Below are 19,401 nucleotides of genomic sequence, written 5' to 3'. Positions count from 1 at the left end.
CTGGTAGGTGGAGGGCGTGTTGCCGCCAGGAGCGAGGAGTTCGCCGGAAGTCGTCATGACAGTTCTCTGCGGTGGAAGGGAACGGAGGTTCCCGTGACAGTAACAAATGTTACCCGGCAGATATTTTATTAGGAGAAACTGTCAGTTGCCCTATTCAGGACAGACTTTTGATTACTTTGTTGTGTATGCCTGACGAAACTTGCCACCTAATCGACTTCGGCGGAGAAAGCGGATACAAATGTAAATACACTTGTGCAATACGCAGCCGCGCTGGCCGGCCTGCCAGCCAGTGCGGCGCCAGCCTTACGGGACCAGCGGCTTCCTGTCCGATTTTTTCGCCTTGACCTCGGCCACCGCCTTGTCGATGGCGCCCAGGCGCTGTGCCAGCGCCGGGTGGTTGGCGGTATGCCCATTGAGCACCGTGGCCGGATGGGCCGCCGCGAAGCGCTTCCAGAACGCGGCCAGGCCGTCGAGGCGGTAGTCGGCGCGCGCCAGCAGGTAGACCGCGAGCCGCTCGGCACCGGCATCGAGCCCGGCCGGCATCGCCTTGATGCCGCCGCTGCCGATCAGCATCGAGGTATCCGGCACGATACTGTTCAGGTTGTCGATGATGCTGCCGATGGTGCCGGCATTGCGCTGGCTGGCCGCGTGGCCGAGCATGTTGTGCGCCATCGTGTGCGCCAGCACGTAGGCCAGTTCGGTGTCGTTCTCGGTCACGCCCATCATGCCGCGCGTGACCAGGATGCGCTGGCCGTCGGCATAGGCGTTGACGTTGTCGGCGTTGCCCAGTTCGATGCTGTAGCCGCAGGCACGGGTGACCGGGACGCTCAGGCTGCGCTGCTGGCCATCGCGCTCGACCGTCAGCGGCAGCGCCGCCTGCTTCGCCACGATCGGCGAGAAGATGGCGCCGGCCTGCTTCAGCGCATCGGGACCGGGCGGCAGCGGCTTGGCGCCCGCCGCCAGCAGCAGGTCGCCCTGGCGCAGCCCGGCCTTGGCGGCGCCGCTGCCGACCAGCACATTGGTCACCTGCAGCACTTCGCCCATGCCCAGCACGCGGTACGCGGCCTCGTTGTACTGGCCCGAATACGAATACCGGTTCTTCGCGGTGAAGCCGAGCAGGTTGCGCGCGTGGCGCGTGCACAGTTCCGCGTTATCGATCAGGAGCGGCGCCGCGACCTTGTACAGGCGGTCGTGCAGGGCCGCCATCTGGGTCAGGGTCTCGGCCGCCGCCGTCATCTCCGGCGTCACCGGCGCCGTCTGCGGCGCGGTCTGTCCTGGCGGGAGCTGCTGGCCCGGCTGGACGGGGCCCTGGCTGGCACAGGCCGACAGCAGCGCCGCGGCGGCGATGCCCAGCGCGGCGGAGCGGAAATACGGACGCAGATGGATGCGAATGCGGGACATGGTCCTCCTTGTTCGTTATTGTTTGCCGGTGCTGCCGAAGCCTCCGGCGCCGCGTTCGCTCGACGCGAACTCTTCCACGATGTTGAAGCCGACCTGCAGCACCGGCACGATCACGAGCTGGGCCAGGCGGTCCATCGCTTGCAGGGTGAAGGTGGCGTGGCCACGGTTCCAGGTCGATACCATCAGCTGGCCCTGGTAGTCGGAGTCGATCAAGCCTACCAGATTGCCGAGAACGATGCCGCTCTTATGGCCGAGCCCGCTGCGCGGCAGGATCATGGCGGCATAGCCGGGGTCGCCGATATGGATCGCCAGGCCGGTCGGCACCAGCACCGTCTGGCCAGGCTCGATGACCAGTGGCGCATCGATGCAGGCGCGCAGGTCGAGGCCGGCGCTGCCGGGCGTGCCGTAGGCCGGCAGCAGGTCGCGCATGCGCGGGTCGAGGATCTTGAGGTCGATGTTCTTCATGCTGTTCTTGTATTGATGCGATGAGGCTAGGTGAGCAGCGAGCGCTGTTCGAGGCGCTTCGCGATTTCGGAAACCAGCTGACGCGCCAGGCTCAGCTTGTCGGCGCGCGGCAGCACCGTGTGGCCGCTCTCGTCGAACAGGATGATCGTGTTGTCATCTTGGCCGAAAGTCTGGGGCCCGATATTGCCCACCAACAAGGGAATGCCTTTTTTCTCGCGCTTGGCGGCGCCGTAGGCCATCAGGTTTTCCGATTCGGCCGCGAAGCCCACGCAATACGGCCAGCCGGACAGCGAGGTGGTGGCCGCCACCGACGCCAGGATGTCGGCGTTCTGCACGAACTCCAGCTGCGGGGCGCCGCCGTCTTCGGCCTTCTTGATCTTCTGGCCGCTGGCATTCGCCACCCGCCAGTCGGCCACGGCGGCCACGCCGATGAACACGTGCTGGCCCCCTACGCCCGCCATCACGGCGTCGTGCATCTGCTGGGCGGTGAGCACGTCGATGCGGCGCACGCCGTGCGGGGTCGGCAGGGCGGTAGGGCCGCTCACCAGCGTCACCTCGGCGCCGGCCTCGCGCGCCGCGCGTGCCACCGCATAGCCCATCTTGCCGGACGAGAGGTTGGTGATGCCGCGCACCGGGTCGATCGGTTCGAAGGTGGGCCCGGCCGTGATCAGGACACGCCGGCCTTCCAGCACCGTGTGCTGGAAGGCCGCGACCAGCTCTTCCAGCAGTTCTTCAGGCTCCAGCATTCGGCCCAGTCCCGTCTCGCCGCAGGCCTGGGCGCCGGCCGCGGGGCCGAACAGGCACGCGCCGTCGGCGCGGATCTGGGCCACGTTGCGCGCCGTGGCCGGGTTTTCCCACATCTCGACGTTCATGGCCGGCGCCACCAGCAGCGGCACCCTGCGCGGGCGCGCCACGCACAGGGTGGACAGCAGGTCGTCGCAGGCCCCGTGCGCCAGCTTGCGGATGAAATCGGCCGAGCAGGGCGCGATCAGGATCGCGTCGGCGTCGCGCGTCAGGTCGATGTGGGCCATGTTGTTGGCCATGCGCGGGTCCCACTGGTCGGTGTAGACCGGGCGGCCCGAGAGGGCCTGCATGGTGACCGCGCCGATAAAGTGCGTGGCCGCCTCGCTCATCACCACCTGCACGCTCGCACCCTGCTTCACCAGGGCGCGGCACAGCTCCGCAGCCTTGTAGCAGGCCACGCCCCCGGTCAGGCCGAGGACGATCTTCTTGTCCTTCAGGTCCATGCTCATCATCGCCCTCGTCAGTCAGGATTTGTTCACGCGACGCAGTTCGTCGACGATGAACAGGAAGGCGCCCACCGAAATACCGATGTCGGCGATGTTAAAGGCCGGGAAGTGGCCCAGGCCCTTCCAGTAGAAATCGAGGAAGTCGATCACGTGGCCATACGCCAGGCGGTCGATCACGTTGCCGATCGCGCCGCCCATGATCAGGGCCAGGGCGAAGCAGAACAGGCGCTGGTTGGCGTGCTTCTTCATCAGGTACAGGATGTAGGCGACCGCGGCGATCGCGATGCCGGTGAAGAAGTAGCGTTGCCAGCCACCGGCGTCACCCAGGAAGCTGAAGGCGGCGCCAGGGTTGTACACCTTGATCAGGTTGAAGAAGCCCGTCAGCGGCAGCGTCTCGCCGTAGGCGAAGCTGCGCTCGACGGTGAGCTTGGTCACCTGGTCGAACAGCACGACCAGCACGGCGATGCCGAACCACGGCAGCAGGCTGGCGGAAGGCTTGGAGACGGGCTTGAAGCCCGGGGTTGCTTTTTTGGTTTTGGTGGCCATGGTCAGTCAGATGATGACCGGCCTGCCGCGCATGCACGCTGCGCGACAGGCCGGTGGTACCGGGAATGGATCAAGCGAAACGGCGTGGTTCGCCGCTGCCGAACAGGTTGCTGGTGCAGCGGCCGCACAGGCCCGGATGCGCTGAATCGTGGCCGACATCGCGGCGGTAGTGCCAGCAGCGCTCGCACTTTTCCGCCTCGCACGGCGTCACGGCCACCGCCTCGCTGGCGGCGTCGTCGACGCGCTCGACCTTGGCCTGCGAGGTGATGAACACGAACTTCAGCTCATCGTCCAGGCTGGCCAGCAGGGCGTACTTGTCGCCGGCCGCCTTGATGGCCAGTTCCGCCTGCAGCGAGGAGCCGATGGCGCCCGAGGCGCGCACTTCTTCCAGCTGCTTGGTGACGTCGGCGCGCACTTCGCGCAGCGCCGCGTACTTGGCCAGCAGCGCCGCACCGTCCGCGATGTCCGGGAAGGTCCACAGGGTCTGCGTGAAGATGGTCTCGTCAGAGTCCTGGAAGGCCTGCTGGCCCGCGAACACGGCCCAGGCTTCCTCGGCGGTGAAGGACAGGATCGGCGCCATCACGCGCAGCAGGGAATGAGCGATGTGCCACAGCGCGGTCTGGGCCGAGCGGCGTGCAGGCGAATCGACGCCGGTGGTGTACAGGCGGTCCTTCAGGATGTCGAGGTAGAACCCGCCCAGGTCTTCCGAACAGTAGTTCTGCAGGCGGGCCACCACCGGGTGGAACTCGTAGCGCTCGAAGTGGCCGGCGATGTCCTTTTGCAGCTGGTCCATCGCGGCGATCGCGTAGCGGTCGATCTCGAGCAGCTCTTCTACCTTCACGGCGTCCCTGGCCGGATCGAAGTCCGAGGTGTTGGCCAGCAGGAAGCGCAGGGTGTTGCGGATACGGCGGTAGGACTCGGTCACGCGCTTGAGGATCTCCTCGCCGATCGACAGCTCGCCGGTATAGTCGGTCGAGGCCACCCACAGGCGCAGGATGTCGGCGCCGAGGGTGTCGGAGATCTTCTGCGGCGCCAGCGTATTGCCGAGCGACTTCGACATCTTCTTGCCGTTCTCGTCCACCGTGAAGCCGTGGGTCAGCAGCGCTTTATAGGGCGGGCGGCCGTTGAGCATCGAGGACGTCAAGAGCGACGAATGGAACCAGCCGCGGTGCTGGTCCGAGCCTTCCAGGTAGAGGTCGGCCGGGAAGGCGGATTGTTCCTTGTGCGAGCCGCGCAGCACGGTCTGGTGGGTCGAGCCCGAGTCGAACCACACGTCCAGCGTGTCCTTGTTCTTCTCGTAGTGGGCCGCATCCTCGCCCAGCAGGGTGGCCGGGTCGAGGGTCTGCCAGGCGTCGATGCCGTTCTGCTCGATGAGCTGGGCGATTTTCTCCAGCAGCTCCGGAGTGCGCGGGTGCAGTTCTCCGGTCTCCTTGTGGATGAAGAAGGCCATCGGCACGCCCCACTGGCGCTGGCGCGACAGGGTCCAGTCGGGACGGTTGGCGATCATGCCATGCAGGCGGGCCTGGCCCCAGTCGGGGAAGAACCGGGTCTCGGCGATGCCGGCGAGCGCGGTCTCGCGCAGGGTCGGGCCGCCGTCCTTCGGGGTGAGGTCCATGCCGGCGAACCACTGGCTGGTTGCGCGGTAGACGATCGGGGTCTTGTGGCGCCAGCAGTGCATGTAGCTGTGGTCGAACATCTTCAGTTCGAACAGCGCGCCCGCGCCGCGCAGCGCCTCGCAGATCGGCTTCGATGCTTCCCAGATGCTCATGCCGCCGAACAGGGGCAGGGTGGACGCGAAGCGGCCATCGCCCATCACCGGTTTCAGGATCTCGTCGTCCTTCATGCCGTGCGCCTTGCACGACTGGAAGTCTTCCAGGCCGTAGGCCGGCGCCGAGTGCACCACGCCGGTGCCGCTGTCGGTGGTGACGTAGTCGGCCAGGTAAACCGGCGAGCTGCGGTCATAGAACGGGTCCTGCGCGTGCAGCGGGTGCTTGAAGCGCAGGCCACCGAGCTTCTCGCCCAGGGTGGTGGCGACGACCTGTCCTTCCAGCTTGTAGCGCTGCAGGGTGGCGTCGACCAGGTCCTGGGCCAGGATCAGGAGCAGGGGCTCACCCTCGCGTTCGGCCTGCACCAGCGCGTAAGTCACCTCCGGATTGACGTTCAGCGCCTGGTTCGACGGGATGGTCCACGGCGTGGTGGTCCAGATCACGATGAAGCCATGCGTCGTCGGCAGCGCGGCCAGGCCGAAGGCGTCCGCCACTTTTTCAGGCTCGGCAAACGGGAAGCCGACGTCGATCGCCGGGTCGCGCTTGTCCTGGTATTCCACTTCCGCCTCGGCCAGGGCCGAACCGCAGTCGAAGCACCAGTTGACCGGCTTCAGGCCGCGGTACACATAGCCCTTTTCGAGCAGCTTGCCGAGGGCGCGCAGCTCATCGGCCTCGTTGCCGTAGGCCATGGTCATGTAGGGGTTTTCCCATTCGCCCAGCACGCCCAGGCGGATGAAGCCGGCGCGCTGGCGGTCGATCTGCTCGAGCGCGTAGCTGCGTGCTTTCTGCAGGACCTCGGCGGTCGGCAGGTTCTTGCCGAACTGTTTTTCGATCTGGATCTCGATCGGCATGCCGTGGCAGTCCCAGCCCGGCACGTAGGGCGCGTCGAAGCCGGCCATGGTGCGCGACTTCACGACCATGTCTTTGAGGATCTTGTTGACGGCGTGGCCGAGGTGGATGTCACCGTTCGCATACGGTGGACCGTCGTGCAGGATGAACTTCGGACGCCCGGCGGCCGCCTTGCGGATGCGCTGGTAGATCTTCTTGTCCTGCCACTGCTTCACCCAGCCCGGTTCGCGCTTGGCGAGGTCGCCGCGCATCGGGAAAGGGGTGTCGGTCATGTTGACCGGATATTTGCTCTCTGGTTTCTTCTGGCCCTTCTGGGGCTTGTTCTGGGCAGCGTCGGTGTTGGCGGGTTTGGTATCGGACATGTGCTTTTTCTCTAGGGGATTCTGTTCAGGTGCCGCGCCGGGGCGGCGGTGGCGCGTTGGCGCCGCGCGATGCCGGGAGCGTCAAATTCGGTCGGTCGCGGTGAGCGCGCCATTGCGGTGCGCGAAGAAGGTGCGCGCCTGTCGGGCGTCGCGCTCGATCGCGGCGGTGAGGGTGGGGAGGTCGGCGTATTTTTCCTCGTCGCGCAGCTTGGCGAGGAACTCGACCCGCACCAGCTTGCCGTAGGCCGGCTGGTCGTAGCCGAACAGGTGGACTTCGAGCAGCATGCGGCCAGCGTCTTCCACGGTCGGACGCACGCCCAGGCTGGCCACGGCGGGCAGGGGTGCATCCGCCAGGCCATGCACCTGTACCACGAAGATGCCGCACAGGGCGGGGCGGTGCATCACGCGCAGGTTCAGGGTCGGAAAGCCAAGCGTGCGGCCCAGCTTCTGGCCGTGGATCACGTGGCCCGAGATCGCATACGGATGGCCGAGCAGCTGCTGGGTGGCGCCGAAGTCGCCCGCGGCCAGCGCTTCGCGCACCGCCGAGGATGAGATGCGGCGTTCGCCCAGCATCACGGCGTCCAGGGTCTCGACCTGGAAACCGTGCCTGCGGCCGGCCTCCTGCAGCATCGCGATGTCGCCCATGCGCCTGGCGCCGAAACGGAAGTCGTCGCCCACCATCAGCCACTTCACGTGCAGGCCGTCGACCAGCACGCGCTCGATGAAGTCCTGCGGCGACTGGGCGGCGAAATGTTCGTTGAAATGTTCGACGATCACGCGGTCGATGCCGGCCGCGGACAGGTCTTCCAGCTTGTCGCGCAGGTTGGCGATGCGGGCCGGCGCTTTCGACAGGTCGCCCATCCTGCGGGCGAAGTATTCGCGCGGGTGCGGTTCGAAGGTCATCACGGCGGCCTCGATCCCGAGCGCCGATGCGGCGCCGCGCACGTGCGCCAACAATGCCTGGTGACCACGGTGGACACCGTCAAAGTTGCCGATCGTGAGAGCGCAGGGTGCGCGTGCCCTGTCGTTGGGGAGTCCGCGAAATACCTTCATCAATGCTTCCAGTGGCGCAGCCGGCCGGTCCGGCGCGAAATACCCGATTATACGGTAACTCGGATGTTGCACAGCAACGTCGGTCGATGCTGGCCGCCATGGCCGCCATGCGGGGAGGGGCGATCTGGTGATCGCTGGCGCGGGGTTGGCATGGCGCCGGCGGTCTCCGCGTGGGCGGCGGGGCTGTCGGCGGCTGTGCAGCGGCCGGGTGGAGCCGCCCACCCTGCGAACCGCATGCGCAGGTGAAAAAAAACGCCGCCTGCGAACAGGCGGCGTTTCCGGTCGCTCGGGCGAACCGCTTTATCCGGAGATCGGACGGTTGATCGCCATGATCCAGTAGCGTGCGAGGTCGGCGGTGCCTTCCTTGCCCGATACGGTCTTGAGCGTGTTGATGGCCTGCTGCTTGCGGCCGGCCGCGGCATAGGCTTCGCCCAGGCGCAGCTTGGCTTCTTCGCCGTACTTCAGGCCGCCGGCCTTGATGGCGTTTTCCATCATCTTTAGGCCCTTGTCGGCCTGGCCAGCCTGGACCAGCGCATAGCCGAGACCCACCAGCGCATCGTTGTCCTTGGCGGCGGTGTATTCGGCTTCCAGGGCGGCGACGCCCTTGTTCTGCTCGGCCATGTTCTTGTCGGCCAGGTCCTTCAGGCGCTTGTGGCGCTCGGCGTCCGCACCGGTGCCCAGGGCGCCCGCCTTGTAGCCCTTGTCGATGACCTTCAGCGCTTCGGCCGGGGCTTTCGCCTGCAGCACCAGCTGGGCCATTTCCATGAACTCGCTCGGCTTCTTCATCAGGTTATTGGCCAGCTTGAGGCGGTACACGTCCACCATCAGGCGGCCGGAGAAGCCAGGCTTGCCCTGCACGCGATTGAGCAGGTCGTTCCAGTACTGGGCCTTCGGATAGCTGGCGGCCAGCTTCTCGATGGTGTTGACGTAGCCTGCCTTGTCGTTCTTCTTGAGCTGGATGTTGGCCAGCATGCCGAGTTCGTCTTCGCTCAGGCGGCCGCTCTTCTCGGCATTGCGCAGTTCCTGCTCGAGCGCGGCGACATTGCCCTGCTTGTAATAGTTCTGCAGCAGGTAGGCGCGCAGCTTCGGATCGTTACCTTTCTGCAGCAGCTTCTGGATGGTGGCATTCGCCTTGTTCAGGTCGCCGGCGCGCATGTAGATGCCGACCAGGCCTTCCGAGAACTGCGAACGCTCGCCTGCGCTCAGCTTGCCGGAATCGAGCAGTTTTTCGAACGAGTTGGCAGCGGTGTTCCAGTCACCGGCCGACGAGGCCGCCGATGCGCGCACGCGCTCGATCAGGAAGCGTTCGTCATCGGTCTTTGCTGCCTTATCCGCATCGCGCAGGGCAGCCAGGGCGCCCTTGGCGTTGCCCTGTTTCAGCAGGGTCTGCGCCTGCTGCAGCGGCTTGCCGACTTCCGGGCGCAGGGAGACAGCGGCGTGCACAGGTGCCAGGCCGACGACCGGCAGGGCAGCGGTGAACCCGAGGGCGGCCATTGCCAAGCCAAGGTGTGCGAGACGGAATTTAATCATCTGAAAACATCCTTCTTCAAAATGGACACGGCAGGGAAACCCTGCCGTGTTGGTCAAACATGGATCGATTACTGGAACTGCTCGTTACCGACCATGCCGATCTTGGTGACGCCGAGACGCTGTGCGGTTGCCATGACGCCGGCAACGACTTTGTACTCGACCAGCTTGTTCGGACGCAGGTGCACTTCCGGCTGGTCAGGCATCGCGGCGACCGCGTTCATCTTGGCTTCCAGTTCCGAACGGTTATTCACGACCTGGCCATCCCAGAGGATGGTGCCATCGAAGTCCACGTCGATCGTCACGACCACCGGCTGGGTGGTTTGCGGTGGCGGGGTGCCAACCGGCATGTTCAGATTGACCGAGTGGTTTTGCTTCGGAATCGTGATAATCATCATAATGATGAGAACGAGCAGGACGTCGATCAGCGGCGTCATGTTCATTTCCATCATCGGTTCCGGATCAGCTCCTTTAGCGGAGCCCGAACCTACGTTCATGCCCATGGTGTTTCCTTTTCAAATGTTGGGGTCTCGGACGCGATATCAAGACCTTCCGGGGAAAATCCCGATATCGCGGACAGGGTATTAGCCCTTGTCAGGCGGTTCGATGACGAAACCGACCTTCTGAATCCCAGCACGCTGAGCCGTGTAGATCACCCGGCCGACCGATTCGTAGCGCGACTCCTGGTCGCCACGAACTTTGACGGCAGGCTGCGGCTGCTTCACCGACTGCTCCGCGAGGAACTTGAACAGCTCGTCCGTGTTCGCGATGCGCGTCTGGTTGTAGTACATCTCGCCATCTTTGTTGATGGTGATGTTGACGTCTTCCGGCTTGGTCTTGGTGACCTGGTTCGTCTCGGCAGGCAGATTCACTTTCTGCAGATTCAATACCACCGGGCTGGTGATCAGGAAGATGATCAGGAGAACCAACATGATGTCCACGAGGGGCGTCGTGTTGATCTCCGACATCACGGTATCTTCATCTCCGGAATCGGAGCCGACACTCATCGACATGATTAACCAGCCTTCTTGGCACCAGCGGCAGCGTTCGAGGTCGACATGGCGCCCGAGATCAGGACCGAGTGCACGTCAGCCGAGAACGAACGGACGTCTTCCATGACCGACTTGTTACGACGAACCAGCCAGTTGTAACCCAGAACCGCCGGGACTGCAACGAACAGACCGAATGCGGTCATGATCAGTGCTTCACCCACCGGGCCTGCCACTTTGTCGATCGACGCGTTACCCGACATACCGATGGCGGTCAGCGCGTTGTAGATGCCCCAGACGGTACCGAACAGACCGATGAACGGCGAGGTCGAACCGACGGTTGCCAGGAACGACAGGCCATCCTGCAGGCGCGACTGGACGCGGTCCACGGCGCGCTGGATCTGCATGGTCACCCAGGTCGACAGGTCGATCTGCTCGAGCAGGGCGCCGTCGTGGTGCTGGGTTGCCTTGGTGCCGGTTTCAGCGATGAAGCGGAACGGCGAGCCTTCTTTCAGCTGAGCCGAGCCAGCGGCGATCGACGGTGCTTTCCAGAACTTGGCCGAAGCTTCTTTCGACTGGCGCATGATCTTCTGCTGGTCGATCAGCTTGGTGATGATGATGTACCACGAACCGATCGACATCAGCGACAGGATGATGATGGTGCCCTTGTTGACGAAGTCGCCTTCTTCCCACATGGCTTCGATGCCGTACGGGTTGTGGACTTCTTCAGTCGTTTCGCCGCCAGCGGCCGGTGCGGCTGCATCGCCAGCGGGAGCGGCTGCAGCGTCGGCTGCCGGTGCAGCTGCGTCGGCAGCGGGGGCAGCAGCGTCAGCCGCCGGAGCGGTAGCGCCTGCGGCAGGAGCGTCAGCGAAGGCCGGTGCGGAGACCAGGGCCGATGCCGCCGTTACCGAGAACAGGACAGCCGCCAGCATAGCGGACAAACGGGTATTCTTAAACATGCTTCCTCCAAAAATATTAAATAGACAGTTCGCTGAACTTAGTAACAACGAAAATCATAGAGTTGAGACGATGGTCTGTCTCGGTTTTATTCCAGCGTCCAGACGTACTGCACCGCTGTCCACGACTGTTGCGGCTGGCCATCAACAGTTCCCGGCTTGAACCGGCATTTGCTCAGGGCCGATTGCGCAGCCCGGTCCAGGTCGCGGAAGCCAGACGACTTCTGCAGTTTGGATTCGATTACTCGACCATCGACACCGATCAGGAACTGCAGGGTCGTGGTACCAGTTTCTTCGTTACGCTGCGACGAACGCGGATATTCCGGACGCGCGCAAGTGTTGAAGTCCACACCTGCCTCGGTACGGCTCGGACCACGCGGTGCTGCTGGCGGGGCCGGCGGTGCCGGAGGTGCCGGCGGCGCCAGCTGGGTGGTCGGCGGCGGCGTATTGGTGGCCGTCGTGATCGCGTTCTGCGGCGGCGGCGGCTGCTGCACCTGGACTTCGACCGGCGGAATGAACGGCGGCGGCGGAGCCTTCATTTCCGGCGGTGGCGGCGGTGGCGGCGTTTCCGGCGGGGGAGGCGGCTTCACCTCTTCAATCAGTTTTGTTTCAACAGCCTCGGTTACCTTGGTGACGATACGGGTGCCCAGGCCATTGATAAATGCCCAAGCGACCACCACGTGCAACAGGATAACAATGGCGAGACCGGTGTAATTCTTCCCCGGGTTCTTATCATGCGTAAAATTCATGCCATCTTTCTCCAATACCAACTCTTTTTGTTGCCACTAAACCCACTAAACACGACAAAAACCTAGGGCCGCATCCGGGACATCAAAGAATTATACCTACGAATTCTTTTTTGAGGAGACATTTTTACACCCCTGAAAGAGGGCATAACTGCCTCTAAAAACGCCCAAACAAGCTCATCTGTACAGCTGCGGTCGCGGGGTGCATGTGGTCCAGAAAGCAGGGATGTTTTGTAATTTTGCGTAGTGATTCTCCTCCATGTGTGGATCGTCAGGCATGGATGCCGGTTTTGCCAAATTTTTCATGCCAAAAAAGCTCAACGGCAAATTTCCTATATTGAGTTACTGCTATTTTTGCAAACTATAGCTAGTTTGGCGATACGCACGCCTGTGGCCAGGCAGGCCAGCCCCAGCGATTTTCCTTCCCGCCAGCCATAGCTCAAAGTAATGGGAAATCCCTGTTCTGGCATACTTTGATTGTGCGTCTGACAAGCTTCTCAGGCATATCTGATTGCCGTACATGGCAAAACTACATGGAAATCATCGTTTTGAACAGTGTGTTCACGCACCGATGCGCAAAAAAATTACCTCAGCATGGTCGAAAGAAGGGGGCGGGGGTAGTAAAAGCTGCGGTCAGGCATGGAAAGGGAGTCTGGGGGAGATGGGTAGGACAAGGAAGCTGGGCTCGCAGGTCCGGCTGCCGTGCAGGACGGGCAGTGCTGCCAGGCTGGCGCACCTGCGCGGGCCCGGCAGGATGCTGGTGCACCGGGTGACCGCGGCGAAGGAAGGGATAGGCGGACGGATCGCCTCCGGCCGCATGGGGCTCTACGCCTGCGGTGCGCTCAGCGGCCGCGCTTTTCGCGCCGGCACTCCAGGAAACTGACCACGTGGCCACCCGGGTCCACCGTTTCCAGCCGCACGTCGAAACCCCACAGCCGCGCCACGTGCTTCAGCACTTCCTGGGCCTGCTGGTTCAGTGGCCGGCGGTTGAACTGGGTATGGCGCAGGGTCAGGGCGCGATCGTCCCGGGTATTCACCTGCCACACCTGGATGTTCGGCTCGCGGCTGCCGAGGTTGTACTGCTCGGCCAGCTTCTGGCGCACGTAGCGGTAGCCTTGCTCGTCGTGGATGGCCGAGATGGTCAGTTTGTCGCTGCGGTCATCGTCGAGTACGGCGAAGAAGTGAAATTCACGGATCAGTTTCGGCGAAAGGTACTGGGCAATGAAACTCTCGTCCTTGAAATTGCGCATCGCAAAGTCCAGGGTCTTGATCCAGTCGCTGCCAGCCAGATCCGGGAACCAGGCTCGGTCTTCGTCGGTCGGGTCTTCGCAAATGCGGCGAATGTCGGACATCATCGCGAAACCGAGCGCATATGGATTGATGCCGCTGTAATAGGGACTGGTGGCTGGCGGCTGGTAGACGACGTTCGTATGGCTCTGCAGGAACTCGAGCATGAAGCCGTCCCCGACGATGCCTTCCTTGTACAGGTCTTGCAGGATGGTGTAGTGCCAGAAGGTGGCCCAGCCTTCGTTCATCACCTGGGTCTGGCGCTGCGGATAGAAATACTGGGAGATCTTGCGTGTGATCCGCACCAGCTCGCGCTGCCAGGGTTCGAGCAGGGGGGCGTACTTTTCGATGAAATACAGGAGGTTTTCTTCCGGTTCGGGCGGGAAACGGTTTGGCGCCGCAGCGCTGACCTGTTCCTCGCGCAAGGGCAGGGTACGCCAGATCTCGTTCACCTGAGACTGCGCATATTCCTCACGCTCCTTCTGGCGCGCGGTTTCCTGCGCCACCGACAGCTTGGCCGGACGCTTGTAACGGTCGACGCCATAGTTTTGCAGGGCGTGGCAGGAATCGAGCAACTCCTCGACCGCATCGATGCCATAGCGCTGTTCGCACTCGGCAATATAGTTCTTGGCAAAGACCATATAGTCGACGATGGCGTCGGCATCGGTCCAGGTGCGAAACAGGTAATTGCCTTTGAAGAAGGAGTTGTGCCCGTACGCAGCATGAGCGATCACCAGGGCCTGCATCGTCAGGCTGTTCTCTTCCATCAGGTAGGCGATGCAAGGATTCGAATTGATGACGATCTCGTAGGCCAGGCCCATCTGGCCGCGCTTGTAGCTCTTCTCCGTCGTCAGGAAGTGCTTACCGAAGGACCAGTGGTTGTAAGACACCGGCATCCCCACCGAGGTATAGGCGTCCATCATCTGCTCGGCGGTGATGATCTCGAGCTGGGTCGGATAGGTATCCAGGCCGTAGCGCTTGGCCACCCGCCTGATCTCCTCGTGCGCCTGTTCGATCAGCTCAAACGTCCATTCCGACTGCTCGGGCAGGGCGCGCGGGTTGTTCGGGTCTCGTGGCATGGCAGGCCTCCGTGTTGATTACTTTGGCTGTTTCTTGAACAGCTCGCGGAAGACCGGATAGATATCGGCCGGGGTGACGATCTTCTGCATGGCGAAGTTGCGGTGCTGCTCGGCCACTTCGCAATATTGTTCCCACAGGTTCTGGGGCGGGCCGTCGGTGATCTCGACATAGGTGTAGTACTGGACGCGCGGCATGATGGACTGGCCCAGGATCTGCTTGCACAGCACCGAATCGTTGTCCCAGTTGTCGCCGTCCGAGGCCTGGGCGACATAGGCATTCCAGTCGGCGCTGCCATAGCGTTCGGACAGCACTTTCTGCAGCAGGTGCAGGGCCGAGGACACCACGGTCCCGCCCGACTCGCGCGAATGGAAGAACTCGTTTTCGTCGACCTCGGCCGCGGCCGTGTGGTGGCGGATGAAGACCACCTCGATTTTTTCGTACACCCGTTTCAGGAACAGGTAGAGCAGGATGAAGAAACGCTTGGCGGTGTCCTTGCGCGTCTCGTCCATCGATCCGGACACGTCCATGATGCAGAACATCACCGCCGAGGTGCTCGGCTTCGGCACCTTGATCCGGTTCGAGTAGCGCAAATCGAAAGGATCGATGAAGGGAATCGCGTTGAGCCGGATGTGCAAGTGGTGGATCTTGTCTTTCAGTGCCAGCACCTGTTCGTCGTCGGCCGGCGCGCCTTCGTCGAGCAGGGCCTGGAGCGCCGCCTCGGCCTCCTTCAGCTGCCGCTTGGCCGGGCCGCCCACCGCGATGCGGCGTCCAAGCGCCCCGCGCAGCGAGCGCAGGACATGGATGTTGGACGGGGTGCCGGACACGTTGTAGCCGGCGCGCTGGCTCTTGAACTCGACCGTCTGCGACAGCTGCGTCTTGATCATGTTCGGCAGCTCGAGGTCTTCGAAGAAGTAATTCATGAATTCTTCGCGCGAGAGCTCGAAGATGAAATCGTCCTCGGTGGTCTGGTCGCTGTTGCCGGCGCGGCCGCGCCCGCTGCCACCGCCACCGCTGCGCGGACGGTTGAACTGGTCGCCTTTCTGGTATTCCGTGTTGCCGGGGTTGACGGTTTCCCAGACCCCGCCATGGGCATGGCCGAAATGGGGCTCGTTCACGTCCTTCACGGGAATCGTGACTTTCTCGCCGTTCTCGATGTCGGTGATCGAGCGGCCCTTGATCGCGCGGCCGACCGCATCCTTGATTTGCGCCTTGTAACGGCGCAGGAAACGTTCGCGGTTGACCGCTGACTTGTTCTTGCCCTGCAAGCGACGGTCGATGAGGTAAGTCAAAACTGGCCTCCTGCTCTCAGCACCGGCAAGCTTCCCGGTACCCTTATCTTAATACGCCGCGCAATCGCGCGCAGCGGCGCACGCGCGCCGGTGCGCGGGCCGGGCCGGCCAGGCGGCCGGACCGGTGCATCCGCGGCGGCGCGCCGCTTTCGCACGCGCCTGCGCCCTGCGTGGAGCGGTCCTCAGGAGGACTTCCGCACACGCAGATACCATTCGCACAGCAGCCGTACCTGCTTCGGCGTATAGCCTTTCTCGACCATGCGGGCGACAAAGTCGGCATGCTTGTTGGCATCCTCGGCACTCGCCTTCGCATTGAAGGAAATGACGGGCAGGAGTTCTTCGGTGTTCGAGAACATCTTCTTCTCGATCACGCTACGGAATTTCTCGTAGCTGGTCCAGGCCGGGTTCTTGCCGGCATTGGTAGCCCGCGCACGCAGGCTGAAGTTGACGATCTCGTTGCGGAAATCCTTCGGATTCGAAATGCCGGCCGGCTTCTCGATCTTTTCCAGTTCGGCATTCAGCGATTCGCGGTCGAAGCTCTCGCCGGTATCCGGGTCGCGGAATTCCTGGTCCTGGATCCAGAAGTCGGCAAAGGTCACGTAGCGGTCGAAGATGTTCTGGCCATACTCGGAATAGCTTTCCAGGTAGGCGGTCTGGATTTCCTTGCCGATGAAATCGACGTAGCGCTGCGCCAGGTGCTCCTTGATATAGGACATGTAGCGCTGCTCGGTCTCGGGCGGGAACTGCTCGCGCTCGATCTGCTGCTCGAGCACGTACAGCAGGTGCACCGGATTGGCCGCCACTTCGGTATTGTCGAAGTTGAAGACCTTGGACAGGATCTTGAAAGCGAAGCGGGTCGACAGGCCATTCATGCCTTCGTCCACGCCGGCGTAATCGACATATTCGTGCATCGACTTCGCCTTGGGATCGGTGTCCTTCAGGTTCTCGCCGTCGTACACCAGCATCTTCGAATAAATGCTGGAGTTTTCCGGATCCTTCAGGCGCGACAGGATCGCGAACTGCGCCATCATGCGCAGCGTACCCGGGGCGCAGGGCGCCTTGTCGAGCGAGGAATTGTGCAGCAGCTTGTCGTAGATCTTGATCTCGTCCGACACGCGCAGGCAGTAGGGGACCTTCACGATGTAGATCCGGTCGAGGAAGGCCTCGTTGTTGCGGTTGTTGCGGAAGGTCTTCCATTCCGACTCGTTCGAGTGCGCCAGGATGATGCCCTCGAACGGAATCGCGCCGAAGCCCTCGGTGCCCTTGTAGTTGCCTTCCTGGGTGGCCGTGAGCAGCGGGTGCAGCACCTTGATCGGGGCCTTGAACATTTCGACGAATTCCATCAGGCCCTGGTTGGCCAGGCACAGGCCGCCCGAGTAGCTGTAGGCGTCCGGATCGTCCTGGGCATAGTCTTCGAGCTTGCGGATGTCGACCTTGCCGACCAGCGAGGAAATGTCCTGGTTGTTTTCGTCGCCCGGCTCGGTCTTGGCGATCGCGATCTGCTTCAGGATCGACGGATAGCGCTTGACCACGCGGAACCTGTTGATGTCGCCGCCGAACTCGTGCAGGCGCTTGACCGCCCACGGGCTCGGGATGGTGCGCAGGTAGCGGCGCGGGATCCCGTAGTCCTCTTCGAGGATGGTGCCGTCTTCCTCCTCGCTGAACAGGCCGAGCGGCGATTCGTTCACGGGCGAACCCTTGATCGCGTAGAAGGGCACCTGTTCCATCAGCTGCTTCAGCTTTTCGGCGATCGAGGACTTGCCGCCGCCGACCGGGCCGAGCAGGTAGAGGATCTGCTTGCGCTCTTCCAGGCCCTGCGCCGCGTGGCGGAAATAGGAGACGACCTGCTCGATCACCTCTTCCATGCCGTAGAACTCGCGGAAAGCCGGGTAGATCTTGATGACCTTGTTGGCGAAGATGCGCGACAGACGCGGGTCAAGACGGGTGTCGACCAGGGTCGGTTCGCCAATGGCGGCCAGCATGCGTTCCGGCGCGCTGGCGTAGGTGAGGGGATCCTTCTTGCACAGCTGGAGAAACTCCGTCATGGAGTATTCCTCTTCCCGGGTACGCTCATAGCGGGCTGCGTAGTTGTCAAAGATGCTCATTTCGAATGTCCTTTATGTGCAACTGCGTATTGCGAACAACGGTCACTGTCATGGCAGCCGGCTGTGCAAGGACTGCCTGCTTCCCCGGTCTTTGTCTGGCGTACTCCTCGTGGTCGCCACGCGTGCGGAGCCGGGATGTCCGGCGCCGGAAATGCTGGCGGTCTTCTTGTTGTCATCCCGGGTCGTGCCCGGGTCTCCCGTTGCTGGAGAACGTCTTTTTTGCGTTTATGAAATTTATTATGTGCCTATTGGGTGGTGAAGTAAAGCGCTGCCGTGTGCGTGTTGGATGATTCTTCAAGTATTTGAAAACATTGAAAAAAGTACGATTCCATGGCATTCCCGGACGGAGCCCTCGAGGGGGTGCCGAGCTCCCATTAAGCTTCCATTAAGCCCCCATTAAGCCCCCATGAAGCCCCCTCCAGGCAACCGCCAAACAGACACCAGGCAGAGCCTGGAAGCGCGTTTATCGCGACGCCTGAACGGCCCTTCATGCACCATGTGGAGGTCCGGATCCGCATGCTTCAGGCTGTTTAAATATCAACTGTGGTGAACCGATCTTGCACGATATGCCCGAGCGGCGGCGCACGCGTATCGTCAAGACGCGGCTTCCGGATGGCGCTTTCCCGGCCCCTTTTTTCCCTATGGCGCGAGGGGTAGCACGCATCGGTTACACTCTCGTTCACGTCCATCGAATCCGGCGCCGGAGACCATCATGCTGAATGACCAGCTACGCAGCATCGTGCAGAACATGCCCAAGGCAGAATTACACATCCATATCGAAGGTTCGCTGGAGCCAGAACTGATTTTTGCGCTGGCGCAAAGAAACGGTGTCTCCTTGCCTTATGCCTCGGTCGAGGACTTGCGTGCGGCCTATGCATTCACGGACCTGCAATCCTTCCTCGACATCTATTACGCTGGCGCCAGCGTGCTGTTGACCGAGCAGGATTTCTACGACATGACCGCCGCCTATCTCGCACGGGCGCATGCCGACCATGTCCGTCACGCCGAGATCTTCTTCGATCCGCAGACCCATACCGCGCGCGGCGTGCCTTTCGAGACCGTCATCAACGGCATCTGGCGCGCCTGCCAGGAGGGGCCGATCAGCGCCAGCCTGATCATGTGCTTCCTGCGCCACCTGTCCGAAGAAGAAGCGCTGGCCACGCTCGACGAAGCCCTGCCTTACCGCGACAAGGTTCTGGGCGTCGGCCTGGATTCGTCCGAGGTCGGCAACCCGCCCGAGAAATTCGCGCGCGTGTTCGAGCGCGCGCGCCAGCTCGGCCTGCGCCTGGTCGCGCATGCGGGCGAGGAGGGCCCGCCAAGCTATATCGAGAGCGCGCTCGACGTGCTCAAGGTCGAGCGCATCGACCATGGCGTGCGCACTCTCGACAGCCCGGAACTGACCGAGCGCCTGGCACGCGAAGGCATGGCGCTGACCGTCTGCCCGCTCTCGAACATCAAGCTGCGCGTATTCGACGTAATGGGCAGCCACAACCTGCGCCAGCTGCTCGACGCCGGCCTGGCCGTCACCGTCAACTCGGACGACCCGGCCTATTTCGGGGGCTATCTGAACGACAACTTCATCGCGGCCTTCGAGGCACTGCCGCTCGATGCCGGCCACGCGCGCCAGCTGGCCCGCAACAGCTTTACCGCCTCCTTCCTCGACCCGGAGCGCAAGCGCGCCTTCCTCGCCGAGGTCGACGCCTTCTTCGCCAACGCCACCGCACACTAAG

15 protein-coding genes are annotated in these 19,401 nt (G+C 62.8%); 1 reads left to right on the top strand and 14 read right to left on the bottom strand.

Annotated elements, in window-relative coordinates:
* Positions 1 to 303: 303 nt before the first annotated feature.
* From LCI23_RS18360 to LCI23_RS18295, 14 genes are all read right to left on the bottom strand, one after another.
* On the bottom strand, positions 304 to 1,401 hold the full coding sequence (locus LCI23_RS18360) for a M48 family metallopeptidase (RefSeq protein ID WP_224947897.1): 1,098 nt from the start codon (positions 1,399 to 1,401) through the stop codon (positions 304 to 306).
* A gap of 15 nt (positions 1,402 to 1,416) precedes the next feature.
* A complete protein-coding gene (dut, locus tag LCI23_RS18355) occupies positions 1,417 to 1,866 on the bottom strand; it encodes a dUTP diphosphatase (protein ID WP_224947896.1) in 450 nt (149 codons plus the stop codon).
* Positions 1,867 to 1,892: 26 nt separating this feature from the next.
* On the bottom strand, positions 1,893 to 3,113 hold the full coding sequence (gene coaBC, locus LCI23_RS18350) for a bifunctional phosphopantothenoylcysteine decarboxylase/phosphopantothenate--cysteine ligase CoaBC (RefSeq protein WP_224947900.1): 1,221 nt from the start codon (positions 3,111 to 3,113) through the stop codon (positions 1,893 to 1,895).
* 21 nt (positions 3,114 to 3,134) lie between these two features.
* Positions 3,135 to 3,662, bottom strand: a complete 528-nt coding sequence (lspA, locus tag LCI23_RS18345) for a signal peptidase II (RefSeq protein WP_224947895.1) — start codon at positions 3,660 to 3,662, stop codon at positions 3,135 to 3,137.
* Positions 3,663 to 3,732: 70 nt separating this feature from the next.
* Positions 3,733 to 6,639 (bottom strand): isoleucine--tRNA ligase, encoded by a 2,907-nt coding sequence (gene ileS, locus LCI23_RS18340; protein ID WP_224947894.1) that lies wholly within the window; start codon positions 6,637 to 6,639, stop codon positions 3,733 to 3,735.
* An 81-nt stretch (positions 6,640 to 6,720) separates the two neighbouring features.
* Positions 6,721 to 7,692, bottom strand: coding sequence for a bifunctional riboflavin kinase/FAD synthetase (locus LCI23_RS18335; protein WP_224947893.1), 972 nt, complete (start codon positions 7,690 to 7,692; stop codon positions 6,721 to 6,723).
* 300 nt (positions 7,693 to 7,992) lie between these two features.
* Positions 7,993 to 9,222, bottom strand: coding sequence for a lipopolysaccharide assembly protein LapB (locus LCI23_RS18330; RefSeq protein WP_224947892.1), 1,230 nt, complete (start codon positions 9,220 to 9,222; stop codon positions 7,993 to 7,995).
* A 68-nt stretch (positions 9,223 to 9,290) separates the two neighbouring features.
* Positions 9,291 to 9,722: a biopolymer transporter ExbD gene (locus tag LCI23_RS18325; RefSeq protein WP_224947891.1), complete on the bottom strand. Its 432-nt coding sequence runs from the start codon at positions 9,720 to 9,722 to the stop codon at positions 9,291 to 9,293.
* A gap of 81 nt (positions 9,723 to 9,803) precedes the next feature.
* Positions 9,804 to 10,232 (bottom strand): biopolymer transporter ExbD, encoded by a 429-nt coding sequence (locus LCI23_RS18320; RefSeq protein WP_224947890.1) that lies wholly within the window; start codon positions 10,230 to 10,232, stop codon positions 9,804 to 9,806.
* Between the two features lie 2 nt (positions 10,233 to 10,234).
* A complete protein-coding gene (locus tag LCI23_RS18315; protein WP_224947889.1) occupies positions 10,235 to 11,167 on the bottom strand; it encodes a MotA/TolQ/ExbB proton channel family protein in 933 nt (310 codons plus the stop codon).
* Positions 11,168 to 11,253: 86 nt separating this feature from the next.
* Positions 11,254 to 11,913: an energy transducer TonB gene (locus LCI23_RS18310; protein ID WP_224947888.1), complete on the bottom strand. Its 660-nt coding sequence runs from the start codon at positions 11,911 to 11,913 to the stop codon at positions 11,254 to 11,256.
* 839 nt (positions 11,914 to 12,752) lie between these two features.
* Positions 12,753 to 14,276 carry a SpoVR family protein gene (locus LCI23_RS18305; RefSeq protein ID WP_224947887.1) on the bottom strand — a complete coding sequence of 508 codons (1,524 nt, stop codon included), beginning with the start codon at positions 14,274 to 14,276 and terminating at the stop codon, positions 12,753 to 12,755.
* 18 nt (positions 14,277 to 14,294) lie between these two features.
* Positions 14,295 to 15,566 carry a YeaH/YhbH family protein gene (locus tag LCI23_RS18300; protein WP_224947886.1) on the bottom strand — a complete coding sequence of 424 codons (1,272 nt, stop codon included), beginning with the start codon at positions 15,564 to 15,566 and terminating at the stop codon, positions 14,295 to 14,297.
* A 182-nt stretch (positions 15,567 to 15,748) separates the two neighbouring features.
* Positions 15,749 to 17,671 carry a PrkA family serine protein kinase gene (locus LCI23_RS18295; protein ID WP_224947885.1) on the bottom strand — a complete coding sequence of 641 codons (1,923 nt, stop codon included), beginning with the start codon at positions 17,669 to 17,671 and terminating at the stop codon, positions 15,749 to 15,751.
* Positions 17,672 to 18,383: 712 nt separating this feature from the next.
* On the opposite strand from LCI23_RS18295, the gene LCI23_RS18290 reads away from it, so the two are divergent.
* Positions 18,384 to 19,400, top strand: coding sequence for an adenosine deaminase (locus LCI23_RS18290; protein WP_224947884.1), 1,017 nt, complete (start codon positions 18,384 to 18,386; stop codon positions 19,398 to 19,400).
* The last annotated feature ends 1 nt before the right edge of the window (position 19,401 follow it).

The sequence above is a fragment of the Massilia sp. MS-15 genome (genome assembly GCF_020176695.1).
GTDB classification, from domain to species: Bacteria; Pseudomonadota; Gammaproteobacteria; order Burkholderiales; family Burkholderiaceae_D; genus Telluria; species Telluria hydrophila.
This window is presented reverse-complemented; position numbering and strand designations above follow the sequence as displayed.

Coding starts and splice junctions, on each gene's coding strand:
- LCI23_RS18360 (WP_224947897.1), bottom strand. CDS start 1,401: ATGTCCCGCATTCGCATCCATCTGCGTCCGTATTTCCGCTCCGCCGCG.
- dut (WP_224947896.1), bottom strand. CDS start 1,866: ATGAAGAACATCGACCTCAAGATCCTCGACCCGCGCATGCGCGACCTG.
- coaBC (WP_224947900.1), bottom strand. CDS start 3,113: ATGGACCTGAAGGACAAGAAGATCGTCCTCGGCCTGACCGGGGGCGTG.
- lspA (WP_224947895.1), bottom strand. CDS start 3,662: ATGGCCACCAAAACCAAAAAAGCAACCCCGGGCTTCAAGCCCGTCTCC.
- ileS (WP_224947894.1), bottom strand. CDS start 6,639: ATGTCCGATACCAAACCCGCCAACACCGACGCTGCCCAGAACAAGCCC.
- LCI23_RS18335 (WP_224947893.1), bottom strand. CDS start 7,692: ATGAAGGTATTTCGCGGACTCCCCAACGACAGGGCACGCGCACCCTGC.
- LCI23_RS18330 (WP_224947892.1), bottom strand. CDS start 9,222: ATGATTAAATTCCGTCTCGCACACCTTGGCTTGGCAATGGCCGCCCTC.
- LCI23_RS18325 (WP_224947891.1), bottom strand. CDS start 9,722: ATGGGCATGAACGTAGGTTCGGGCTCCGCTAAAGGAGCTGATCCGGAA.
- LCI23_RS18320 (WP_224947890.1), bottom strand. CDS start 10,232: ATGTCGATGAGTGTCGGCTCCGATTCCGGAGATGAAGATACCGTGATG.
- LCI23_RS18315 (WP_224947889.1), bottom strand. CDS start 11,167: ATGTTTAAGAATACCCGTTTGTCCGCTATGCTGGCGGCTGTCCTGTTC.
- LCI23_RS18310 (WP_224947888.1), bottom strand. CDS start 11,913: ATGAATTTTACGCATGATAAGAACCCGGGGAAGAATTACACCGGTCTC.
- LCI23_RS18305 (WP_224947887.1), bottom strand. CDS start 14,276: ATGCCACGAGACCCGAACAACCCGCGCGCCCTGCCCGAGCAGTCGGAA.
- LCI23_RS18295 (WP_224947885.1), bottom strand. CDS start 17,671: ATGAGCATCTTTGACAACTACGCAGCCCGCTATGAGCGTACCCGGGAA.
- LCI23_RS18290 (WP_224947884.1), top strand. CDS start 18,384: ATGCTGAATGACCAGCTACGCAGCATCGTGCAGAACATGCCCAAGGCA.